Source organism: Acidovorax sp. NCPPB 3576 (genome assembly GCF_028473605.1).
In the GTDB taxonomy this organism is placed as follows: domain Bacteria; phylum Pseudomonadota; class Gammaproteobacteria; order Burkholderiales; family Burkholderiaceae_C; genus Paracidovorax.
On the sequence record NZ_CP097267.1, the window covers coordinates 2,483,550 to 2,504,559 of the forward strand.

Sequence of the window (21,010 nt, forward strand, 5' to 3'; positions counted from 1 at the left end):
CGAAATAGGTTGCTAATTTGCGAAGCGAGTAGTCGCGGAATTTCATAAATCGCACTTCGTAAATGCATCGACGGAGACTTCATATGACTGACTGGATTCCAGCATGTTCCGGTCTGCGCCAAGCTTTTTCATAGTCGCGGTTGTCATTCCAATCGTCGATCAACTCAGACAGTGCTTCGTCGGGAGTTCGCTTCTCAAGCACTGGCGTGTCAAGAACCTCAGAGCCAACCCAACGGACGATGTATTCCGTAGAGCGCACCGTGAAATCGCGGTGCTGCAGGCAATCGAGTTCAAAGCCATTGTCGATCGCAGTCAATACTGGCTTGGCGCCGCAGTGCGGGCATCCTTTGACGTGATAGACCTTGCTGTAGGTGATTTCCTCTGTATCGGTATTTTTCATTGATTGCGCCGTGATTCAAAAGGGCTGAGGCGGTAATCCCTGCAACCGAAGCCAAATCGCTTGGCCCGGCTTTCAAAAATCGTGATCGATGCCGTCTCATCCGGCCTCTCTCCCCGCGGCAGGAACAGGCGGGCCTGGCGGCCATCTGGATGCTCGAATGCCAGGTGATCCCAGGTGGCCACGAACCCTTCGGTAGTCCGTCCTGAACAATCCCGTTTTCAGCTGCAGGCAGATCGGAGTTCATGCGCTACGGGGATCATTGCAGTAATGACCGCCTGCATGGACAGCCCGAATCGGGCGCACAGAAGCCGCAGCGCGGCCAGGATCAGACGCAGGTTGTGCCCGGCGCCGCACATCACCGCATGCAGCGCATCACCCAGCGCGCCCTTGAGCGGATTGCGGGCGAGGCGCCCGTCCATCTTCATGTGCCCGATCGCCGGCTCGATGGCACTGCGCCGGCGGATCATGGCCTTGAGTGTTCGGGTAATGCCTCGCTTTTGGCCTGACATCAGGATGCGTACTCCGTCGAGTTGCACGCCCTTGTAGCCCTTGTCCACGATGGCTGTGGCCGGCGGCCTGTCCGTGCCAGTGAGGATGCCCACCTGCTCCAGTGTCTCGGCCAGGGTATGGCCGTCGTAGGGGTTGCCCGGCATGGAGCGCATGCCCACCACCAGGCCTTCCTTGAGCGTGGTGGCGATGCTGACCTTCACGCCGAACTCGTAGGGTGTCCTTGCCTTGCCCTTGCTGATGCACTCCACTTCGGGTGCGTGCAGGGCGTACAGCTTGTGCTTGTCCTTGGGGGCCTGGGCCAGGATGCGGCCGGTGCGCTGCAGCAGGTCCTGCACCTTGGCCTGGGCCGATTCGGGCAACGTTTGCAGTTGGCGGGTGACCTCTCGATGCACGCGGGCGACCCGGGTGCGCAGCGTGCGCACGGCCTTCCTCATGCGCTTGAACTGCTTGGCGTGCGCGTAGCGACCGATCTGCACGGCCAGGCGCGGGGCCACCCGGTTGTAGTTCTGGCGCAGTTGCAGGCTGTTGTCCTCTGCCACCTTGACCAGGTGCTGGCGGCTCTTGTCCAGCAGCCGACTGTCGGTGGGGTGTGCAATGGCTTTGGGCATGACGGTGGTGTCCACGATCACCTGCTGTGTGCTGGTCTTCTGAATGACGCCACCACGCCGGGCCGCCTCGATGCTGGCCGCCAGCAGCGTCTCCACGCCTGCTTCTGCGATGCGCTTTCTCCAGCGCGTCAGGCTGGACGGGTCGATGGGCGACTCGGTCTGCAGGTAGGTCTCGCCACAGAAGAACTGCCAGTACGGGTTCTCCACCCAGGTGTTCACCACGGCCTCATCGGAGGCGTCGAAGGTGTGCTGCAGGTACAGCAGCCCCGCCACCAAGCGCGGGGGCAAGGCGGGCCGGCCACGGCCGGATGTGAACGAGGCCGCGAACGTGCGCTCGATCTCTGTCCAGTCGATCAACGCGGCCAGCTTGACCAGCGGGTGACGCATGTTGATCAACTCGTCCAGCCGGGAGATGAACAACTCGCCGCTCTGCGGCCGCGAAGGCTTCGGGCCCATCGAACTCCTCGGAGGAATTTGCAAGAAAACAGGTACTGGCAAAACCATACCTTGCAAATCCCGCGCCCATCAATCAGCAAAACTGCACACCAGATCAATGACTTGCGGGTTGTTCAGGGCGGACTCGGTATGCAGCCATTCCCAGGCATCTGCCGCCAGGTCGAACTCCTCGCATCGGTGATCCGGTGACCCCATGAGAACTTTCCTGTTTCAGCGTTGAAGTGGTATTTGCGGTCCTACGCGGCAGCGGCCAGCCAGGGTGACTCGGCGGCCGTAGCCGTTGCACCACCTGGTCCAGCCATCTCCGGCTCCACCACGTCACGCTCGGTTTCCTGCTTGCGATCGAGCAGTTTCCAGACACCTTCGTCCAGGGTGCCTGCGATCAGCGGCACGATGACCATGACGTTGCGGCGCTGCCCCAGGCGGTAGGCCCGGTCCTCGGCCTGGCGCATGAGTGCCGGCGTCCAGGGAAGCGATGCGAAAGCCACGTAATTCGCCGCTGTCAGCGTGATGCCCACGCCGGCCGCGGACGTGGTGCCGATGAACACGGTGACCGCTGGATCGTTCTGGAAGGCATCGATAGCCTTTTGGCGCTTGGTGGCCGTGTCGCTGCCCACCAGCGTCACGCACTGGATGCCGGCTGCGGCGAAGGCGCCCTTCATGGCCTCCACAGTCGCCATGTACTCGCAGAACACGATGATCTTGTCGCCCTCGGACAGCCCTTCCACCGTCTCGATCAGGAAGGGCGTCTTGAGCGCCTCCAGGGCTTGCCGCAGCTTGGTGATCTTGGGCATGGCCTGCAGGGTCATGTCGTCGTGGATCGCCTTGTAGGCTCCCAGACCTTCGGCTGGCGAGATGTACCGCACCTGGCGGCTCTTGGTTCCCAGGTCTTTGAGAACGTCCTTGCGCCGGCGCAGCATCCACCCTTTGAGGGCCCCTGCGAGCAGCGTCCTCTTCTCGCGCGAGCCCGTGAACTGACCACGGAAGTCCTTCAGCGGCATCTGCCCCAGCCGATGGCCCGTGAGCCGCAGCAGTGTGTGCAGTTCGATCTCGCGGTTCAAGAGCGGCGTGCCCGAGATGACATATCGGCGCGGGATGCGCGTGGCCATGATGAAGGCATTGCGCGTGCGGCCAGCGTGATGCTCTTTCAGGTAGTGGGCCTCGTCCACCGCCATCACCGCGAACGACAGATCCGTCTCGCGCACCAGGCCTCCCAGGCGCTCATAGTTGGCGATGATCCACTCGCAACCGTGCAAGGTGGCCATGCGGTCCTCGCCGACCATGCCCACGATCGCATCCGGGTACACCGCCCGGATCTCCCGCTCCCAGTTGATGCGCAGCGACGCAGGACACAGGATGAGCACCCTGCCCTCCCCCGCAGCCATGCGCGTAGCCACGACGGCCTGGCGGCTCTTGCCCAGGCCCATGTCATCGCCCAGGCATGCGCCCGTCTGCGAGGCCAGGTGCCGGACACCGGCGACCTGGTAGTCGCGTAGCCCGGCATGCACAGCCATGCGAGCCAGCTCGGTCTCGTCGATATCCACGTCCACGCCGTCATCCAGCTCGGCCGACATGAACGCCACGCCCTTGGCTTCGCCCGGGCCACTGTCACCGAATTCCGGACGGGCAGCGGGCACCTGGATGGGCGAGGCCTGCGAGGTGGAGCCCACCAGGTCCTCCAGGACGACCGGCTGCTCATGGACGAAGACGAACTCGGGCACCACGCCCCCGAACTCGCGTAGCGTATCCAAGATCTCCGATGTACTGCCCTGCACCTGCCAGGCAGAGGCATGGCGATGGAAGTGGCCCTGCAGCGCCTTGACGGCCCGCACGCAGGGCGTGTCGAAGGCGAAGCTCACCGCATGCCGGCCCCGGGTCATGTCGCCCTTGGCGAGCGGAAAGACTTGCACGTCAAGCAGCTGCGAAAAGTAATCCGACTCTGGGGATGCCACGGCAGCGCGCAGCAACGGCAGAGCGTCATCGAGATCCACATGCTGGCCGCGATAGACCGCGCGCAGCCAATGCACCAGCTGCTCGGGATCGGCCTGCTCCTGCGCCCACATGCGCCGGCCTGCGACCCACCAGGCGCCGGCTTGCTGCAGGGTGCGCCCCATTCCAGCCATGTAATGCAGCTGCAGGCCAATGCGCCTGCCATCCGAGACGGCCTGGATCAGCAGATCCGGAGCGCGCAGGGAGACGGGTTCCAGGTTCGGCATATGCGAGGGGAGAATGTTCATGCGCGATATCGATTATCGAATCGAATAAATGGCCAAACCGCGTTCAGCCCGAGAAAACCAAAGCCAAACGCAATCGGATATTGAGGAAAAGGGTGGAAGAAACCCTCGGCTATGATCGCGGCGGTTGCCACATGGGTCGCAAGCCCGGCAACCACCCTTCCCTACCCTAACCTTTATGAGGATTTCTTCCATGAACGAAAAGCCCAAGAACACTCAACCCGCCACGCTGGAGGATTTGGCGTTACTGGAGCAGAAAATCGGTAATACCTTGAGAAAATTCCACGCATGGGTCGAAGCGCGTGAAACCGAGGATGACGATAAAGCTATTGAAGTGGCTGATTTATACGAGCAAGTCCTTGAGGACATCACCGACCTGGAGCTGGCTCCTTTCAGGCTTCAGAGATGATTTCCGGCTTCGGTTTACCCAGGGCCCACAGCCGGTCAAGTTTTGCCTGCATGGTGGAACTCCTGATTCTCTCTCCATAGATTTCCATGGCTGCATTGCTACGTTCTGTTCGCAATGCAGCCATTTGTTCCGAGAATTCGAGGATGGCGCGGCATTTGTCCGCTTGCGATTCGGCCCGTCCAATAAAGCCGACGCATGCACATTTGATCTCTACATCCTGGATGTTTTCTTCCAGCCATTGCTCGAAGGCATCAAAATGGCTCACAAGGAAAGCGGCGATCGATTGATTGCGGAGATCTTCCATATAATCTTCGCGCCGCTTGCCAGCAAAGTAGGCTTCTCTAGCAGCCTTTTTGTCTTGGACCGTGATTGGAGTGGTGGTATTCATGAAAAACTTCTTTCGATAACAAAGGGATCGCAGGCTTTGGCGTGTATTTCACCGCCTGCAATTGACTATTTAATTCAACGCAAACGCCGCTGTCACATTTTAATCAGCGCGCGCACCTTGATTTTCATCGGTCGAGACTGACGGACCCAAAGCCCGAATCCGTTCCATAACCGCCCGGTTGTGCTCACGAATTCCCGCTGCGATGTCGTTGGGCGTTTGGGCATAGTCCCACTGGGCGGCGATTTCCAAGGCCACTGGGTGAAACTCCGCAGGAATGGTTTTGAGCAGCGCATCGACGCCGGCACTGAACGCTTTGACGTATTGATCGAAAAACTGACGGCAATCCTTGGAGGCGGCAACGGCCGTGCGCGCGCAGATATTGCGCCAGGCGGTCTCATCGAAACGTCCTCGGTCATCGATGGTCCGAAAGTCCTGTGCTGATTCAGAATTCATCTTCGACTCCTGTCTTGAAATCAGCCACCGCGATCGCCGCAACCGTGGGGACAGCAGTCCTCATCGATTCCATGGGCACAAAATCCGTTATCGGCATTCGATTGCTCGGTTTCCTGTATTTCATCGATCGACGCATAGTCGAAAAACTGTGCCGCCATCAATGCCTGCGGATGAAATTCCGCAGGAATACTTTTCAGTGCATTGTCGATTTCCGCACTGAAGCGCTTGACGTAATAGTCATGCGAGAGCCCACATCCCTTGAAGGCCTGGTCTGCCAGTTTTTTGCAAATGCCACTCCAGGCATTTTCATCGAACTTACCGAGAGAATCGACGACCTGAATGTCGTCCACTGTTTCACTCATATTCGACTCCTGTTTCCGGTTGATTTTTGGTTTCGTATTGGCGACGTTTACCCGGAAAGGTGAGTTACTGAGTGCTGAGGGTCACATGGGAATGTCGTCGAATTCCTGCGGCTGGTTTTGATATTCGCCTTGGTCACCCCCCTGGTTGGGCGCTTGCTGCTGCCCACGGGACGGCGTGAACTGGATCGACTCGATGCGCGACAGCTGCAGCGCGACGTCCTCGGCCACGATCTTGATGACCTGTACCTCGTTGCCGGCCTCGTCCCTGGCCATGAAGTCACGCTCCTCGCCGACCACCAGGACACGCGCGCCCGTCTTGAGGAACCTCGCGCAGGCCTCGGCCTTGTTGCCGTAGATCTCCACCTCGCGCCAGAAGCCGCCGACCTGCTCGAAGTCGCCATGAGTGTTCTGCCCATAGCGGCTGAACATGACCCGCATCTTGGCCACGATGAACTCCTCGCCGGTCTTGCGCGAGATGTTGCGTTCCAGCGTGGGCGGCTTGGCCAGGTTGCCCTTGCCGATAAAAAGGTTCTGCATCAGTTTCTCCACAGTGCGTTGAATGTCCGATCCCTGGCTGCACCAAGCCTGGGGCGGTTGGAAGTCATCCGGAAATAATTCATCCGGGAATGCGGCGGGCGTACACCGGCTGCTGCGCCCGGGTGAAGATGTACCGCAGGGCACGGATGCGCTTGCGCGCGGTCAGATGCTGCGCATTGAGCGACAGGGCCTGCTCGGAGGCTTGGCCGTACCAGGCACGAACACTTGCCTCCCGCGATTGCAGCAAGGTTTGAACGTCGGTCCAGGACAGGTGCCGCTTGCCGGCCCCCAGCTCGCGCCAGCGCAGGAACGTGTAGCCGTTTGAACGCTTGTGGTGCAGCATCAGGTAGATGGATGCGCCAGGGACTTGGCGGACAACGCTCGCCAGTTCACGCATGGCTTGCTCCAGCCGGTCGATCTCGGCAATCAGTTGGCGCAGCTCCTGGCGGGTGCCCTTACCCGTAAAGGCCTTTGTGTCAGCTCGTTCTTGACACGTCTCGTCCTTGAGCGATTCGCGCGCCCACTCGACTGAATTGACAACACGCTCCACTTGCATCGTGGTTTGTTCAGCCCTTTCATCCACACGCCCTTTCATCACCGCAGCCCTTTCATCATCGACGGCGGTCACGGCAACGCGATTCACGGGCGTGCCCCAGAGTCCGGCCCACGGCATCAGCGAGCCACTTCCGCTGTCTGTGCAGCATCGGAAGCGCCCTCGGTCACGGTAGAACCATCGGCCTGCTCGGCCTGGGCCAATCTGGCGCCGACCGTCTGTAGTAACTGGCGCTCCACGGCGGTGATCTGGATGCGGCGGCGCGAGTGGCGTGGCTGCAGCTTGGTGGTGAAGACGTCAGCCGGCACCGCGCCGAACACCTCGGTGGCGAACTCCAGGCGTTTGGCCGCTTGCACGCTGGCATCGCCACCCGCCTCCGGTACGAAGTCCGCCCGGCACAGACCTCGGACTTCCTCGCGCGTGAGCCAGCGATCAAACCGCGCGGTTTCGTTGAAAACGCGGCGGATGAATCGAGTGATCTCCGAGATGGCTTGGCGCGTCTGATCGTCGGAGCGCAGGTTCTTGCGAGCGAGCGTCTTTTGCACACGGACGTAATGGTCGAAGTCCACGATGAGACTGGACACGGCGTAGCCATAAGGCGAGCGAAAGCCCAGGTTAAGCACTTGCGGCTGGGAGGATTGCAGCAGCGAATAGGTCAGGCCTTTGCGCTTTTGCTCCTCCAGCACGCCCAAGGCTTCCTTGGATTCGCGGGCCAGACGCCGCTGTACCTGCTGCATGGAGTCTTCGTGGCGCAGGAGCGCCCAGTCTGCGTAGGGGTTGTCATTGGCCGTGAGCATCCACAGGTTGCGCAGCGCTGCCGCGATCCGCTTGCCGCCGATGATGGGAGCCGCTTCCTTGCCGGGCTCGCGAGTGCGCCCCATGAACATGCGGATGGCTTCCTTGGTGTGGACCGACATCTGGTCGACATCGGTATCGACCAGATTGCCCACCTCCAGCATGGAAAAGAACTCCTTGGGCATGACGAGCGGGTCGGCACCGCGGCGGGTCTTGAAGTCCGCTTGCATGCGCTCGAAGCGATCCTTGCGGTCTTCCAGTTCGACGTAGCGGTCATACAGCGGGTCGGATTCAGGCATGTCGCCCGCGAGGAATTCGGCCAGCACGGACTCCTCGCCCGAGATGGAGTAGCCGTCCTGGAAGGGTGAATTGGGCTCGGTGGAGAAAGTCAGGCGTGACCGGGGTGGCGCCAGGATCGTGCTGTTCTGGACGGGTGCGGGCACGGTGGCCGCGGCGATGGCGTTCGACGAAGCGTTTTTCTTTGTGGCTTTGGCCATGGGATCCTCCTTGATTTGAGGGGTGAGAGGGGTTGTCGATGAAGAAAGCGGGACCGGGACGGTTGGCCGGTAGCTCAGTGGTGGGCCGGTGTGCCGGGAGCCATCCTCCTGCGAATGCGGCGCCGAATGGCTTTCTGCATGACTGGGAATACCCGAAACGTCATGAGCCATGCGAGCAGGAAAGACAGCCCGACCATCGTGATGAAGAGCGCGCTCCAGCCCGGAGTGAGGGTGAACGAGGTGGCGGAAGTGCATTGGCCGAGGATGACCAGGACAGGATCGACCGGATCGATGCGGCCGGTGAGCGCAAAGTAGGCCAGCATCGAAAATGCGGGTGCGGTTGCCAGCGCACCGCTGGCGACGGCGGGCGGCAAGTTCAGTCGTAGCCAGGGCCAGAACGAGAGCTTGCAATCGTTGGCGGGCCAGCCTTCGCGAGCGCGCTGGATGATGTGGTACGCGAGTTCAAGGATCACCATGCCTGCGACAAGAACCAGGATCAGTTGCGGCATGAAGTACATCAACCAGGCGTCTTGGGCTTGGAACTGCCCATCGGCAGAGCACGAGGCCTCGAAGAAGAAGGACGAGAGCTTGAACTCGGCTTGGCTGGCGGTGGCGGCCATGGCGGATGCCGCGCCGGCCGAGGCGAGGATGGCGCCGGCCCACCGCAGGCAGGGGCGAAAAACACCGATATGCAGCATCACGCGGCATCCTCGACGGCGGACGCAGCCGCGGCGGCAGACTCATTCCAGGCTTGCAGGAACGCGAAGTCTTTGCCGCGCATGCCGGGTAGCAGGTTGGAAACGGGCTGCTGAAGCAGTTCCATGACGGCATCTCGGTCCACCTTGATATGGGTTGCGGTCTTGGTGTGGATACGCACTTCTATCAGGCCCAACTGGGTAAGGCGGTCCAGTGCGCGCTGCGCTTGCCACTTGTTGATCTGACCGTCCAGCGCGAACTGCGAAACCTGGGTGATCGCAGTCTTCCACTCTGCGACATCCGCTTGTTCCCGCAGCGCGGTATGAAGCATCAGTGCATCGCTGTACTTGCCCAGACGGTGCAGTAATTCCACGAACAGGCGCTCGCTGGTCATCTTTTTTGCCATGGTTTTTTCTTCCCTTCTGTTGAAATGATCGATCTTGGATGTGACTGAGGCAATCTGGTGCAAAACGCTCCACGTGGCACGGCGTGCCGTTTGGTGCAAAACGCTCCACGTGGCACGGCGTGCCGTTTGGTGCAAAACGCTCCACGTGGCACGGCGTGCCGTTTGGTGCAAAACGCTCCACGTGGCACGGCGTGCCGTTTGGTGCAAAACGCTCCACGTGGCAACCAGTGCTTCTGCCGCAGGTTTGGTCTCTGTGAAACCGGCTCATCGTGACCCAGCCTTTCCCCGCCGGATGCCGGTCGTTCCAGCCTTTTGCCGAAGCTCCTGGCGCAACTTGTCGAGCTTGGCCCGCGCGGACAGCGCCGTGTCCGAGTCATTGCGGTGCGGCTCGGAAGCGGCAGTCTGTTCCGCCGCAGTGCATTCCTGTGCCGAACGGGCTTCCTGCCTTGCTGCACGTTCGCGCTCGATCTCGCGCTTGGCGGCAATCCGGTCGGCCATGGTCAGCACCAGCGTGCCCTTTTCGTGGTGCCGCACCAGGGCGTGCAGCCAGGCGGGTGGGTTGTGGATCGCCTTGTTGCTGCCCAGATGCCCTTGCAACTCGTCCAGCAGCGGCTGCCGAATCGCCTGCGGCGCCGTCGCCAGGACCTTGTGCACCCCAACGAGCCACTCTGCCTCCAGCCGGTTTGGCATCACCAGCGGCGCTGCTGTCTCGGCGGCTGGCTCTGCCGATGGCGCCGATGCCTCTTGCGGCTGGACAACGGGTTCCTTCGGCGCTGGTGCTGGCGCGGCGGTCTCTTCGCGGGAGTCCTGGGAATGCTCATCCCTCCGACCACGACCACACTCCGCGTCCTGCGCTACCGCTGAGTTGTCCACAGGGCGAGGCTGCCCAGGGTCGCGCGTAAGAGGAGTTGGAGGTTTATTGAATACCTTATTTATATGGTTTCGACAAAACGGCAATTTAGTTTCGACGTTTGGGCATTCAAGTTTCGACGTTTCGGCATTTGTCGATTCAAGTTTCGACAAAAGGGCAAACGATTGACACTCGGGCGTGTCGGGACGTGGAGGGGACGCGGGCGGGACCGCGTTCTGCCCTGCGGAATTTGAACCGCCTTGGTGAAGTGCCTGGCTGGATGCCCGGGGAACGAACATGCGCATGACCTGCGAGACAGGCGTGATGCTGGCCGCGCTGCCTTCGGGCTGCGTGCCGATCGAACCCGCCACCGAACTTGCCACCATGGGACCGAACAGGGGCAACTGCTTTGCCGCGTGCTTGCTTGGCGAAGCCAACCAGCGCCGCAACGGCTCGGCCGTCATCTCCGGCGGCACTGGGCGAACGGCTCGTGCCATCGGTGCGATGGGTGTTGGCTTGCGCACGGGCGGGACCGTGGCCGGGGCCGACACGAGATGCATCGCTTGCTGCGGCTTCCTGCCCCTGGAGGGAAGCAGTTTTTGCTCCTGGCCCTGCAGGCAGGCCATGATCGCTCCCAGGTTGAGCCGGACCGTGGTGGAATATTCGTGGACGAGACCGGCCCGCTTGAGCCGATCACGCGCATTGCGCTGTGTCTTGGGGCCAAGGCACAGGGCGATGCGAATGTCCTCTTGGGAGACGCGGAAGTAGCCGTCGCCCTGCGGCCCTCGGCATGACGCCCGAGCGACCAGGGCGCGACGCTGCTGCTGCAGAAGATAGGACAGGTACAGACCACCAGCGACGCTTCCCGTGAGGTCCGACAGCGGCCGGTAGAAACTCACGCACTGACCGAACCAGGGCGCAAGCGCCTCCCAGCCCAGCGGTGATCCATGCTGGGGGGCAGCATGCTCCTGCGGCAGGTTGGCCCAGGTGGCGAGCTGCTGCAGGTTGACCTTGAAGTGCAGCCGTGCGGGCTTGCCCGCCAGATGCTCGGTCAGCAACTGCTCGCGCACCAGCAGTTCACGGACCGTCGTCTGCTCGCGTGTCGTCAGGCCGGTGGCCTGCTGCCACTGCTTGGCGGTGAGGAAGAACCACCCCCCACGGTGCGCACCGGTCTTGGCCAGGTGCCGTGTCCAATACAGCGCGTGCCCGAGGAACACCGCGGCCTTGAAGTTGTCCAGCCGCTCGGCCAGGGCCGGGTGGAACTGGATGAACCCCTGGGCCGCGAGCAGGCGCAGCGCCTCGTCCGGCGACAAGGCGTCGTGGGACGAGGGCTGCTCGGGGGCGGATTCGATCCGCCGAAGGCCGGTGATCACTTTGCGATTTGCCGCACTGTCGGTAGTGCGGGTAACCCAGAGTCCATTGCCGCATCCTGCGGCTCCAGCAGATGAAGCATCTGCGCGAGCGGCTCGGCCTGCTCGATCAGGGCCCGGGCGATGGCGTCCAGGTGCAGGCGATAGACGATGGGCTTGCGCTGCCCGGACTGCTCCGAGACCAGGCCGGCTGCGATCAGCTGCCGGCGGCAGGTTTCCTGCTGCCCGCGGCTGATGCCGGTTTCCTGCTCGCACTCTTGACCAGACATGGCGAACACGAAGGTGTCGCCTTGGAAGCTCTCCCGAGGCGCATGGACCATGCGCGCCATGGCGCTGGACAACCACAGCGCCGGCACCACGCCGCCGGCGATGTCCACGTAGGCTCGGTGAAACGAGATGGGCGCCTGACCAAGCCAGTCGAGCAGGACCGCCTGGCCCAGCAGCGCACCGCGCAGGTCGTTGGCAGCGGGTGGACTGGCCGTCCCACCATCCATGGGCGCGAGATCCTTCGGCGTGAGCGCCATTTCCGGTGCGGCACTGGTGGCCCTGCGCGCGCGCCGCTCGTGCCGGTTGGAGAGGTGGGTGACTTTGTTCGCGCCCATGGGAGTTTCCTTTCAGAGGGAGCCGAAGTTGCTGCTGGGTGCGCCGACCGTGGCCACGTCCTCGTCGAACTCGGTCACGGTGGCATGCAGTGCCTGGATGCGCAAATCGGGGAACCGCTGGTGCAGTGCGTAGAAGCGCTCGCGCTGCGTCGCGTGATCGCCCGATCGCTCCATGTCGTGCCAGACCCGGTGGATCTCGTCGCGCAGCCGTTCACCCGGCATCGAGGGCCGGCCGCTGGGCACGCCATCGGGCACCAGCAGTTCTCGCAAATCGCGGAATTCATCAGCCGTCAATTTGAAGAACTGGCAGACCATCTGGCGGGACGCGCCGTGGCGGATGAAGTATTCGCGCAGTTCGGCATCGCGGCGCTGCCGGTCCAGGCGATCCAGGCAGTCCGCGATGGCGCGTTGGGGCAGTGCCACGCGAATGTCGAGCTTGGTCTCCGCGATCTTGATCAGGTCGCGCGCGGGCCGGTGGCGCAAGCTGTCGAGGAAGTCGGGTGCGAAGCCCGCGGCCAGCAAGGCATCGAAGCCGCCCTGATCCATGTGTTCCACGAGATGCTCCAGCAGCATGCGCTTGAGCATGGGATTGGTGATGGAGAGCATGGGCTACAGGCTCCCTTCCGGGCGCGGTTTCACCGGCGGTGTGCCAAGCGGCGCGGTGCGCCAAGCGGCGCGTGCAATCTGCTCCAGGCGATCGGCCTCCTGCTTGGCCTCGACAGCGGCATGGTTCAGGCGCTCGAACTGCGAGTTGTCCCAACTCTCGCACTTGAAGACACGATCGGCAGCGATGCGCCAGCGTGCCAGCGCCTCCTGCCAAGCCGCGTGTTCGACGGGCACCGTATGCGGCGCATCGATGAGGAAGAATTCGACCGCCATCAGAGCGTCCCTCCTGCAGCGACCGGATCGGGTGTCGCGCAGACGATGCGATTCATGTTCGCGCCCTGGGTCAACGCGCACTCCACGGCCTGCTCCAGCGTCGGAAACGATCCCCAGTTCGTGGATCGATCCCATGCGCCGCCATCCAGGCACCGCACGTCGTAGCGCGTGCCCGAGGGCCAGGCGGCGAGCCACGTCGCGCGACCTTCGCGCCAGAACTCTCTTGCCGCAGGTGCGTGCTCATCGGTGCGCTGTGCGTAGAACGCATCCATGGCTTCGATGGTCTCGGTGCGGATGAACGGCAAGTACCACCACTTGCCGTGCGACGGTGGACGTGTGGAATTGGGCGTGCTGTCGAAGTCCTCGGGCAACCGGGGATCGATGGGGATGCCGAGGGCGAGGCCCTCGGCGATGAATTCGGTGCCGTCGCTGTGGACGAACGTGGCGGGCATGTGACCTCTCCTTTTGCTTCGATTTTTCTTGCAGTGCCGCGTGTGGATCAGGCCTGACGTGTCAGGCGCTTCGCATCAAAAGAGCGGCTCCCACCCGGGCAGGAATCGCTCGGGGTGGTTGAGCCGGATGCGCTCCATCACGGCCATGAGCCGGGTGAGCGAGAAGCCCACGTCGGGCGCGGCCAGGACCTGGTAGAGGTCGGGCAGCGCGATCGCGGGCTGACCATCCAGGGACTGGACCTGCACGGTCGCCGCCTCCAGGCACGCTTCCTCGAAGCCCTGGGGACCGCGGGCCACAGCCTGGGTCCAGCGCGATGCGTTCACGTCGGTGATCGTGGCGGTGATGCGTCGGTCGTACTGGCCCGAGAGGGCCGCAAGCACCTTCCAGAGCGCGGCGCGCAGCACCACCTGCGCGTCGGGGAGAGCTTGCCCATTGGCATGGGCGATGTCCTGCTCGGGCAGATCGGCCAGATAGCCGAAGGGCATGGTCTGGACGGCACACAGGATGTCGTGCAGCGGCACGACGTTGTTGAGATTGCTCAGATGCTCCAGCACCAGGCCCTGCAGGTCGGCATTCGGGGATTCGGCGATCAGCAGGGACGAGTCGGGGACCGGCGCAGGGAGATCGGGGGCATATGCCGGCACGGAGGGCCTGGCGGCAGGTCCAGTCGGCGCGGCACTGGGTGCCGGCGCACGGGCCGCAGGAACGGGGGCCAGCATGCCCGCCAGCGGCGGCTGATGCGGGGTCGGCACCGGAGCCAGAACTGGCGCGGCCGCAGGGGGCGCGACCTTGACCTGCCGCAACGTCTCTGCGGAAATGTGCGCATCGGACTCCAGCGCCGAGATCATCGCCGGGACTGCCCGTGCGTCCAGCTTCAGCAGTGTGGCCACCGTCTCGTGCAGGTCTTGCACCAGCAGCGGCACATCCAGCGTCGGCGGCGTCGCTTTCTCCTCGCCACCTGCCTGTTGCTGTTGCAAGGTCTTCGCTGCAGCCTGCGCTGCCATCGAACTGGCGTGGCGATGCAGCGTCTCCTGGATGGCTTGCTGTGCCTCCACGCGCCGGCCCAGCCGCTCACCCAACTGGTGTAGCGCGCCTACCAGCGGACGTACCACCGTGTTGACTTCGGTGGCGCGAAGCCAAGGTCCGACAGGCGCCAGATGCTCAACCGCGAACGCCAGGTTCTGCAGGACACGGATGCCAAAATTCAACCCCATGGCCTTCAGCTCGGAATTGAGTTCGCTGGCCGTGAGCGGCCGGCCGCGTTCCTTCTCCAATTCGGTCTTGAAGGTCTGCACGCCCTGGGCGTTCTCCCAGAAAGAGATGTCGCCGCGCATCTTGTTCTCGGCCAGGTGCGCCGCGATCGTTCGCGCATGGCCCGCCCAGGCCTTCACGATGACGTGCAGCCGCGCGAAGCGCTGGTCGCCCGCCTTGAACAATTCCTTGGCGATCATCAGGCGCGTGTTGCCACCGCCATAGGTCGTGTACTTGTCCTGGCCGGGGCGGCGCGTCACCGTGATCGCATTGGTGATGCCATCGGCCTGGATGCTGGCCTTGATCTCATCGTAGAGCGGGTTGGGCTGCGTGCGCGGGTTGTACTCGTAGGGCTCGATGTCGTGGACCGAGAACAGGGAGAACGACATGTCCATGTCGGAGCGGGGGTCCAGGCCCTCCGTCGCGTTGCGCAAGGGTGGCAAGGAAAGCGCCGCCCTCGCCTGCTCGCGGTACTTCTCGTTCTTGGTGCTCGCCTTGGGCGGATTCTTGGTTTCGGTGCTCATGGTGGCGTCCTGTGTTGTGGAGGGGCCGGCATCATGACCGCTCAGGCGCAGGCGCTCGGCCCGCTGCGCCGCCGTCAGCGTTTCGGGGGTGTGCGAAGGCATGGGGTTTCACCACCGTCCTTCTCACGCCGATGCCGTGCTGCCGGCAGGGCCGGCTTCCTCCTTGAGCTCCGGCTCGGCTGGAGACTCATGTGCTGGCCGGATGGCCTGCACGATCTCGCCTCGGTGGTTCGGGGCGTACTTGTTGACGAGTGAGGGGATCAATTCCCAAAGAAGCGCATGCATCACGTCGCCCGCCTTGATGGGGTCGATCCAGTGCACGGGCACTTGCGCCGTTGCGGCTTTCTTGTAGGCGACCGTGCTAGGCACGGTGGTGGAGAGGACGGACACGCGCCCGCGCATTTCCAGGAACTGGTTTCGGATAAGGCCCGACATGGCATCCGAATCCACGGTGCGTTCCACGCGGTTGATGATGGCCTTCATGGCCGGCACGGTGAACCCCATGTTCACCGAGGACTCCAGGCGCTCCATCAGTTTGAGCGTGCCGTCCACAAACTCGCGCGCCGACACGATGTCGGGCGAGGCGGGGGCGATCAGGATGTCGGCCGCGTTGACCGCGGCATCCTGCAGGTGGCCCACGGCGCCTTGCGTGTCGATGATCACCACGTCATAGTCGCGCTGCACGTCGGCGCTGGCGAGCGACATGCGGATGCGCACCAGGCGATCCAGGCGGTTGGACAGCCAGTCCTGCAGCCGTCCGTCGCGGGTATCGGAGGCGACCAGGTGCATGAAACCACCCTGCACATTCAAGCGAGAATGGTCTCCCGGAAAATCCTCCGGAGGCAATTCGATATGGCTCACACAATCGGCGGACAAAATGCCGCCCATTACCATGTTGGTGAGGCCATTTTCTGCCGCATGGGACAGCTTGAAATACCGCGTGAGCGACGGCTGCACGTCCGCATCGACCAAAAGGACGCGGTAGCCGAGATCGGCCAGCAGCCCTCCCAGGTTGGCTGAGAGTGTGGTTTTGCCTACGCCGCCCTTGGTGGCGACGACGGTGAGTGTGAGCATGGAATCCTCGCTGAATCAGGTTATGTACCTGATCCAGCGAAGGAAAGAAAACAAACCGCTGTGCTCTAAATATTCTCAATAATAATCATTGCTGATTATTATTTGCCCTCAAAAGAGGTGCTTGAGAATATACATCGTATCTAGTGCGATGCTCCTGCTTTTCGCCGCTTTCGCCTGGCTGGTTTCGCGCCAAGCTGGGCCAAAACAGCGCGCCGACACGATTCCCCCTCACGAAACGGCCGTAACCGCGACACGATGTTCCGAACAGCCAATCCGTACGTTCGTTTGCCTCTTCGTGTCGCTTCAGAGCTCCCGTCATAGCGAGCCAATCGTGTCCAAGTCACCGATCCGCAATTCGGTTCGGACATTGTTGTCGCTGCCGTCGTCGCGTGCCCCAGGACACGACGCATCACAAACCTGCGCCTTTTCATGGGGGCGTGGGAACCTTCAGCGCCCGTTGCCTCCCGCTGGAGACAGAAATGTCCAAACGCGCCAACGGCGTCTCCCGGTCGTTGGTTTGGGCATTCTTGTCGCACCGCCTTACCGTTAAGCATGCCGTCGCACAGGCGCTCGCGATTACTACGGATTGCTGCGATTCCGCTATACGTGAAGCTCGCTGGCCCCGCCTCGCTATCATTGTCACGTTAACTTACAAGTAATAAACAGGCCTTAGCAGGCTGAAGAAATACTCCCCAGATTCCAAGCCAGTCCTGGCCTGCGGTCGTCGGCGGGCTCGCTGGCTTTCACATCCCGGGATCCGAGCGGCCAATCAGGCGTTCTTGCGCATGTTGGGGCCACCTTTGCACCCGTTTTCCCTCAATGCACTGCCTGCGCACGCACCTGTCCCCATTGCCCCAGCGTGCGCATGCGCACCAGGTTGTAGCCCGCCATCGTCAGCACGAACATCTGGTCCACGCGCTTGATTCCTCGCACCATCACCTGCCTCATGCCGCCCACGGTCTTGGCCCAGCCAAAGCCTTGCTCGATGAGCTTTCTCTTTTGTTGCGATACCGCGTAGCCTTCGCTTTGCGCAATGGCTTCGGGCACGGCCGAGTTTCTGCCTGACTTGTTCTGGGCCACGTGGGGCGTGACGTTCATGGCCTGGCACGCTTCAATGAATTCGCATGCGTCATAGCCTTTGTCTGCCCCCAGCGTGATGGTTCGCATGGGATCGGCCTGCGCCTGCCTGGCGTCGTTGATCATGGCCTTGGCTGCTTCCCGTTCTGCGTAGCCATCGGCCAGCGTGACTACCGCATTGGCCACCAGCCCGTGGCGGTTGTCGCTCAGGGTGTGCCCCATGTAGCGCAGTTCGCTGGCGGTATTGCCTTTGCGGTACAGCCGGGCATCGGCATCGGTTGTGGATTCGTGGGTGTCGTTGCTGCGCCGCTGGCCCTTGAAGTTGCCGCCATCGCTGTTGGCTTTGGCATCTGCACCATGGCCATCATCTGTGTTGTCACTATTGCCATCACGACCATCACCGCTCGCGTCATCGTCGCCTTTGCGCGCGAAGCTCTTGTGGCCCGCCCAGGCCTGGATGAGCGTGCCGTCCACACTGAAGTGCTCGCCCGAGAGCCAGTGCTTCTTGTCGGCGATCTTGAGCACTTCGTTGAAGAACTCGATCACGGCGTCGTGCTCGATCAGGCGCTCACGATTCTTGGTGAACACGCTGGGTACCCAGACCTCGTCGTCCATGGACAGGCCTATGAACCAGCGAAACAAGAGGTTGTACTGCACCTGCTCCATCAACTGGCGCTCCGAGCGCACGCTGTACAGCACTTGCAGCAGCATGGCGCGCAGCAGCTTCTCGGGGGCGATGCTGGGGCGCCCGCCTTTGATGTCTGCTTCGTACATGCGCGAGAACAGGGCATCCATCTTGGCCAAGGCTGCGTTGACCATCTTGCGGATGGGACGCAGGGGATGCGAGGCTGGGACAAAGTCGTCGAGCTTGCGAACGGAAAACAGGCTCTCGGTGAAGGTGTCGGCGCCGCGCATGGGGTCAGGCAATGGAGATGGGAGGGACTGGTGAGCTTACCGGGGTTGGGTTGCCGGGCTGGCTGAGCGGGGGTATTTCTTCAGCCTGTTAGGAGGCAGCCAGATGACCATCCTGACCGAAATCCAAAAGTGGGCGTCGAAGCTGCCCGCTTGGCAGCAGCATGCAATCGCTGTGCTCTACGAGCGCCCAACGCCGTCGCCCGAGGACCTCGAAGACATTCTGGCGTTGCTCCAGGATGCTCATGGAATACCTGACCTCATCGGCCGCGAAGCGCGGACACTGACCGAGGACCAAATCGCTGTTCCTCAAGCAGGCCAGTCCCTCGTTCAGCTCTACGCCATCAAGAACCTCCAGCACGTCAACGCCATGGCGCCGGGGAAGACGCTTCCTCTGGCTCCAACTGGGCTGACCGCGATCTATGGCGACAACGGCGTCGGCAAATCTGGCTATACCCGGGTACTCAAGAAGGCCTGCCGCGCTCGCGACCGCTCTGAAGCGATCCGGCCAAACGCCTATAAGCACCCTATCCTCGCTGACGCCGCAACCGCCGATTTCGATGCCATCGTCGATGGTGTCGACGCCAAGCTTCACTGGGCCGACGGAAAACCTTCGCCGGCTGAGCTCTCCAGCATCGCTATCTTTGACTCTCGCTGCGCCCGCGCGTACGTCGACAACCAAGGTGACTTTTCCTACGTGCCCTATGGGCTCGACATCCTTGAAGGCCTCGCCAAGGTGTGCGCTTGGCTGAAGGATCGCATCGCGCGCGATCCAGGGGCTGGCAAACCGAACCTTGAGCCCTTCGCCAAGCTCGCCCTCAGTCCTACACCGGCCGGCATCCTCGCCAAAACCCTCTCTGTCAAGACCCTCAAGGCAGACATCGAGCGCCTCGCAACCCTTTCTGAGGTGGAACTCAAGCAACTTGAGACCCTCACCACAACTCTGGGTGAGGCCGACCCGAAGAAAAAAGCGGCCGAACTGCGCGTGAAGGCCTCACGCGTCGAGGGGCTCATCCAGCGCATCAATGCAGCGGTCGCCATCGTCGCCCAGCCCAAGACAGACGAACTGCATGCCCTGGTGGATAAATCAAACCAGGCAAAGGCGGTTGCCCAAGCAGTAGCTCAGAGCTTCAAAGCGATGGACACCCTCGAGGGCACAGGCGGCGACCCCTGGTTGGAGATGTTCAAGGCCGCACGACAGTTCTGCGCGACATCCCACGCAGTGCATGACTTCCCTCACCTCAAGGGCGATGCGAAGTGCCCGCTCTGCCAGAACCTTGTAGGCGAGGCCGGCGCCGAGCGCCTGCGGGTTTTTGACCAGTACATCGAAGGCGAGGCTGCCAAAGCCGCGGCTAACGCACGCAAGGAAGCAGGTGCTGCATTCAAGACCATCGTTGACGCCGCGCTGGAACTCAATTTCGATGAGACGCTGGCGCACGACCTCGAAGTCGTCCCTGAACTGGCAATCCGCTGCACCGAGTTACAGAAGGCTCTCAAGGAGCGTCGCGATGCCGTCCGCGCGGCAGTCAATGTCGAGTCCGGCGTCACCTGGGATCAGGTCCCAACCCTATCCGAGGACCCGTGCGACACACTCAACGTGACTGTCGCGGCCTGGCGGGAGGCAGCCGCCAAGTTAGAGCAATCTCGGGACGCCGCAGCCCGCGCAAAGATGGAAAAGGAGCTGGCGGAGCTTCAAGCGCGTCACCAACTGGCTGAACTCAAGGCAACGGCGCTTGCCACCATCGATAGCTTCGTGCTCAGCGCGAAGCTGTCTGAGTGCGCGACGGCCACGGCCACGACCCAAATTTCGCGCAAGTCCACCGAACTCACCAGCACCATGGCCACCAAAGAGGTCGCGGAGGCGTTGAGCGAGGAGCTTCTGGCGCTTGGTGTGAACAACATCAGCGTCGCGATGCAGCCCTCCTCCACCAAGGCCAAGACCACGTTCAAGCTCGTGCTGAAGTGTGAGAGCGGGGCGGTTCCCCAGGATATTCTGAGTGAAGGCGAGCAGCGCGCCATTGCCATCGCGTCGTTCCTTGCCGAAGTCAAGCTCGGCAAAGGAAAGGGAGGCATCGTCTTCGATGACCCAGTCTCTTCGCTCGATCACGCCCGCCGGGAGCGCGTCGCGCGTCGTCTCGCAGCTGAAGCGCAGGAGAGGCAACTCGTCGTCTTCACACACGACATCTTCTTCCTCAATGTGCTCATGCACGAGGCCGGCGCGCTCGGCCTGAACCCGAAGGCCCTGACCCTAAATCAGACGCCTGAGGGCTTCGGGGTTGCCGAGGAGACCCTGCCCTTCGCTGGCGCCAACGTCTCACAGCGCGTTGGTATGCTCCGCAACAAGCAGGTCGAATGTGCGCGGAGGCACAAATCCGGAGATAAGGTCGGCTATGAGCTTCTTGCCAGAGACCTCTACAACGACCTGCGCATGTCCTGGGAGCGTGGCGTCGAAGAAATCCTGCTGAACGAAGTCGTTCTGCGCTTCCGCAGGGGCGTCGAGACCAACCGCCTGAAGAAGGTTGCGGTTGAGCAAGAAGACCTGAAAGCAATCACCGCCGGCATGGGCAGGTGCTCAGCGTTCACTGGCCACGATGGCGCGATGGTCGCCAACGTCCCGTCGCCGTCGCTGGACGAAATGACTGCCGACATCAACGACTTAGATGGTTGGCGCAAGTCGGCAGTCGAGCGGCAGAAGAAGCGGTAAACGCGACACG

Annotated in this window: 23 protein-coding genes; 2 read left to right on the forward strand and 21 right to left on the reverse strand. The window is 62.3% G+C overall.

The genetic code is table 11. The annotated features are described in order from the left end of the window. Nucleotides 1-79: 79 nt before the first annotated feature. The 5 genes from M5C98_RS11435 to M5C98_RS11455 all read right to left on the reverse strand — a co-directional run bounded on the left by M5C98_RS11435 (nucleotide 80) and on the right by M5C98_RS11455 (nucleotide 4,190). A complete protein-coding gene (locus M5C98_RS11435) occupies nucleotides 80-400 on the reverse strand; it encodes a hypothetical protein (RefSeq protein ID WP_272552855.1) in 321 nt (106 codons plus the stop codon). Continuing rightward, complete coding sequence (locus tag M5C98_RS11440) at nucleotides 397-582, reverse strand: hypothetical protein (RefSeq protein ID WP_272552857.1); 186 nt, start codon at nucleotides 580-582, stop codon at nucleotides 397-399. Before M5C98_RS11440 ends, M5C98_RS11435 begins: the two co-directional genes overlap by 4 nt. 36 nt (nucleotides 583-618) lie before the next feature. Next, complete coding sequence (locus M5C98_RS11445) at nucleotides 619-1,974, reverse strand: IS5 family transposase (RefSeq protein WP_272547913.1); 1,356 nt, start codon at nucleotides 1,972-1,974, stop codon at nucleotides 619-621. Nucleotides 1,975-2,043: 69 nt separating this feature from the next. After that, nucleotides 2,044-2,169, reverse strand: coding sequence for a hypothetical protein (locus M5C98_RS11450; RefSeq protein ID WP_272552859.1), 126 nt, complete (start codon nucleotides 2,167-2,169; stop codon nucleotides 2,044-2,046). Nucleotides 2,170-2,210: 41 nt separating this feature from the next. Beyond that, complete coding sequence (locus M5C98_RS11455) at nucleotides 2,211-4,190, reverse strand: DEAD/DEAH box helicase (protein ID WP_272552861.1); 1,980 nt, start codon at nucleotides 4,188-4,190, stop codon at nucleotides 2,211-2,213. Between the two features lie 211 nt (nucleotides 4,191-4,401). Here M5C98_RS11455 and M5C98_RS11460 point away from each other — a divergent pair, with 211 nt between their 5' ends. Next, nucleotides 4,402-4,617, forward strand: coding sequence for a hypothetical protein (locus M5C98_RS11460; RefSeq protein ID WP_272552862.1), 216 nt, complete (start codon nucleotides 4,402-4,404; stop codon nucleotides 4,615-4,617). On the opposite strand, the gene M5C98_RS11465 is transcribed toward M5C98_RS11460, so the two are convergent. From M5C98_RS11465 to M5C98_RS11540, 16 genes are all read right to left on the reverse strand, one after another. Then, the gene (locus M5C98_RS11465) at nucleotides 4,601-5,005 is read right to left on the reverse strand and encodes a hypothetical protein (protein ID WP_272552864.1); all 405 of its coding nucleotides are present in this window, start codon (nucleotides 5,003-5,005) and stop codon (nucleotides 4,601-4,603) included. The genes M5C98_RS11460 and M5C98_RS11465 overlap by 17 nt on opposite strands. 99 nt (nucleotides 5,006-5,104) lie before the next feature. Beyond that, nucleotides 5,105-5,458, reverse strand: a complete 354-nt coding sequence (locus M5C98_RS11470; protein WP_272552865.1) for a hypothetical protein — start codon at nucleotides 5,456-5,458, stop codon at nucleotides 5,105-5,107. A 20-nt stretch (nucleotides 5,459-5,478) separates the two neighbouring features. After that, a complete protein-coding gene (locus tag M5C98_RS11475; RefSeq protein ID WP_272552867.1) occupies nucleotides 5,479-5,820 on the reverse strand; it encodes a hypothetical protein in 342 nt (113 codons plus the stop codon). An 81-nt stretch (nucleotides 5,821-5,901) separates the two neighbouring features. After that, entirely contained in the window at nucleotides 5,902-6,357 is a 456-nt protein-coding gene (locus M5C98_RS11480) for a single-stranded DNA-binding protein (RefSeq protein ID WP_272552869.1), read from the reverse strand. A 79-nt stretch (nucleotides 6,358-6,436) separates the two neighbouring features. Next, complete coding sequence (locus M5C98_RS11485; RefSeq protein ID WP_272552871.1) at nucleotides 6,437-6,985, reverse strand: hypothetical protein; 549 nt, start codon at nucleotides 6,983-6,985, stop codon at nucleotides 6,437-6,439. Nucleotides 6,986-7,029: 44 nt separating this feature from the next. Beyond that, nucleotides 7,030-8,202, reverse strand: coding sequence for a PFL_4669 family integrating conjugative element protein (locus M5C98_RS11490; protein ID WP_272552872.1), 1,173 nt, complete (start codon nucleotides 8,200-8,202; stop codon nucleotides 7,030-7,032). A 74-nt stretch (nucleotides 8,203-8,276) separates the two neighbouring features. Beyond that, nucleotides 8,277-8,903 carry a hypothetical protein gene (locus M5C98_RS11495; protein WP_272552874.1) on the reverse strand — a complete coding sequence of 209 codons (627 nt, stop codon included), beginning with the start codon at nucleotides 8,901-8,903 and terminating at the stop codon, nucleotides 8,277-8,279. Next, entirely contained in the window at nucleotides 8,900-9,304 is a 405-nt protein-coding gene (locus tag M5C98_RS11500; RefSeq protein WP_272552876.1) for a hypothetical protein, read from the reverse strand. The genes M5C98_RS11495 and M5C98_RS11500 overlap by 4 nt, the downstream gene beginning before the upstream one ends. A 264-nt stretch (nucleotides 9,305-9,568) precedes the next feature. Continuing rightward, complete coding sequence (locus tag M5C98_RS11505; RefSeq protein ID WP_272552878.1) at nucleotides 9,569-11,527, reverse strand: hypothetical protein; 1,959 nt, start codon at nucleotides 11,525-11,527, stop codon at nucleotides 9,569-9,571. Further along, the gene (locus tag M5C98_RS11510) at nucleotides 11,524-12,126 is read right to left on the reverse strand and encodes a hypothetical protein (protein WP_272552880.1); all 603 of its coding nucleotides are present in this window, start codon (nucleotides 12,124-12,126) and stop codon (nucleotides 11,524-11,526) included. The genes M5C98_RS11505 and M5C98_RS11510 overlap by 4 nt, the downstream gene beginning before the upstream one ends. Nucleotides 12,127-12,138: 12 nt before the next feature. Further along, nucleotides 12,139-12,732 carry an STY4526/YPO1902 family pathogenicity island replication protein gene (locus M5C98_RS11515; protein WP_272552882.1) on the reverse strand — a complete coding sequence of 198 codons (594 nt, stop codon included), beginning with the start codon at nucleotides 12,730-12,732 and terminating at the stop codon, nucleotides 12,139-12,141. 3 nt (nucleotides 12,733-12,735) lie between these two features. Beyond that, nucleotides 12,736-13,005: a hypothetical protein gene (locus M5C98_RS11520; RefSeq protein WP_272552884.1), complete on the reverse strand. Its 270-nt coding sequence runs from the start codon at nucleotides 13,003-13,005 to the stop codon at nucleotides 12,736-12,738. Next, the gene (locus M5C98_RS11525; protein WP_272552886.1) at nucleotides 13,005-13,457 is read right to left on the reverse strand and encodes a hypothetical protein; all 453 of its coding nucleotides are present in this window, start codon (nucleotides 13,455-13,457) and stop codon (nucleotides 13,005-13,007) included. Before M5C98_RS11525 ends, M5C98_RS11520 begins: the two co-directional genes overlap by 1 nt. A gap of 75 nt (nucleotides 13,458-13,532) precedes the next feature. Then, nucleotides 13,533-15,335 carry a ParB family protein gene (locus M5C98_RS11530; RefSeq protein ID WP_272552888.1) on the reverse strand — a complete coding sequence of 601 codons (1,803 nt, stop codon included), beginning with the start codon at nucleotides 15,333-15,335 and terminating at the stop codon, nucleotides 13,533-13,535. A 21-nt stretch (nucleotides 15,336-15,356) separates the two neighbouring features. Further along, nucleotides 15,357-16,307, reverse strand: coding sequence for a ParA family protein (locus M5C98_RS11535; protein ID WP_272552891.1), 951 nt, complete (start codon nucleotides 16,305-16,307; stop codon nucleotides 15,357-15,359). A gap of 816 nt (nucleotides 16,308-17,123) precedes the next feature. Beyond that, a complete protein-coding gene (locus M5C98_RS11540) occupies nucleotides 17,124-18,299 on the reverse strand; it encodes an IS5 family transposase (RefSeq protein WP_272548362.1) in 1,176 nt (391 codons plus the stop codon). 103 nt (nucleotides 18,300-18,402) lie between these two features. On the opposite strand from M5C98_RS11540, the gene M5C98_RS11545 reads away from it, so the two are divergent. After that, on the forward strand, nucleotides 18,403-21,000 hold the full coding sequence (locus M5C98_RS11545; RefSeq protein ID WP_272552893.1) for an AAA family ATPase: 2,598 nt from the start codon (nucleotides 18,403-18,405) through the stop codon (nucleotides 20,998-21,000). Nucleotides 21,001-21,010: the final 10 nt, after the last annotated feature.

Excerpts from the sequence above, each read along its gene's own strand:
- M5C98_RS11500 (WP_272552876.1), bottom strand. The coding sequence starts at position 9,304 with ATGGCAAAAAAGATGACCAGCGAGCGCCTGTTCGTGGAATTACTGCAC.
- M5C98_RS11515 (WP_272552882.1), bottom strand. The coding sequence starts at position 12,732 with ATGCTCTCCATCACCAATCCCATGCTCAAGCGCATGCTGCTGGAGCAT.
- M5C98_RS11470 (WP_272552865.1), bottom strand. The coding sequence starts at position 5,458 with ATGAATTCTGAATCAGCACAGGACTTTCGGACCATCGATGACCGAGGA.
- M5C98_RS11510 (WP_272552880.1), bottom strand. The coding sequence starts at position 12,126 with ATGGGCGCGAACAAAGTCACCCACCTCTCCAACCGGCACGAGCGGCGC.
- M5C98_RS11450 (WP_272552859.1), bottom strand. The coding sequence starts at position 2,169 with ATGGGGTCACCGGATCACCGATGCGAGGAGTTCGACCTGGCGGCAGAT.
- M5C98_RS11465 (WP_272552864.1), bottom strand. The coding sequence starts at position 5,005 with ATGAATACCACCACTCCAATCACGGTCCAAGACAAAAAGGCTGCTAGA.
- M5C98_RS11535 (WP_272552891.1), bottom strand. The coding sequence starts at position 16,307 with ATGCTCACACTCACCGTCGTCGCCACCAAGGGCGGCGTAGGCAAAACC.
- M5C98_RS11475 (WP_272552867.1), bottom strand. The coding sequence starts at position 5,820 with ATGAGTGAAACAGTGGACGACATTCAGGTCGTCGATTCTCTCGGTAAG.
- M5C98_RS11435 (WP_272552855.1), bottom strand. The coding sequence starts at position 400 with ATGAAAAATACCGATACAGAGGAAATCACCTACAGCAAGGTCTATCAC.
- M5C98_RS11480 (WP_272552869.1), bottom strand. The coding sequence starts at position 6,357 with ATGCAGAACCTTTTTATCGGCAAGGGCAACCTGGCCAAGCCGCCCACG.
- M5C98_RS11520 (WP_272552884.1), bottom strand. The coding sequence starts at position 13,005 with ATGGCGGTCGAATTCTTCCTCATCGATGCGCCGCATACGGTGCCCGTC.
- M5C98_RS11525 (WP_272552886.1), bottom strand. The coding sequence starts at position 13,457 with ATGCCCGCCACGTTCGTCCACAGCGACGGCACCGAATTCATCGCCGAG.
- M5C98_RS11545 (WP_272552893.1), top strand. The coding sequence starts at position 18,403 with ATGACCATCCTGACCGAAATCCAAAAGTGGGCGTCGAAGCTGCCCGCT.
- M5C98_RS11445 (WP_272547913.1), bottom strand. The coding sequence starts at position 1,974 with ATGGGCCCGAAGCCTTCGCGGCCGCAGAGCGGCGAGTTGTTCATCTCC.
- M5C98_RS11460 (WP_272552862.1), top strand. The coding sequence starts at position 4,402 with ATGAACGAAAAGCCCAAGAACACTCAACCCGCCACGCTGGAGGATTTG.
- M5C98_RS11530 (WP_272552888.1), bottom strand. The coding sequence starts at position 15,335 with ATGCCTTCGCACACCCCCGAAACGCTGACGGCGGCGCAGCGGGCCGAG.
- M5C98_RS11490 (WP_272552872.1), bottom strand. The coding sequence starts at position 8,202 with ATGGCCAAAGCCACAAAGAAAAACGCTTCGTCGAACGCCATCGCCGCG.
- M5C98_RS11540 (WP_272548362.1), bottom strand. The coding sequence starts at position 18,299 with ATGCGCGGCGCCGACACCTTCACCGAGAGCCTGTTTTCCGTTCGCAAG.
- M5C98_RS11455 (WP_272552861.1), bottom strand. The coding sequence starts at position 4,190 with ATGCCGAACCTGGAACCCGTCTCCCTGCGCGCTCCGGATCTGCTGATC.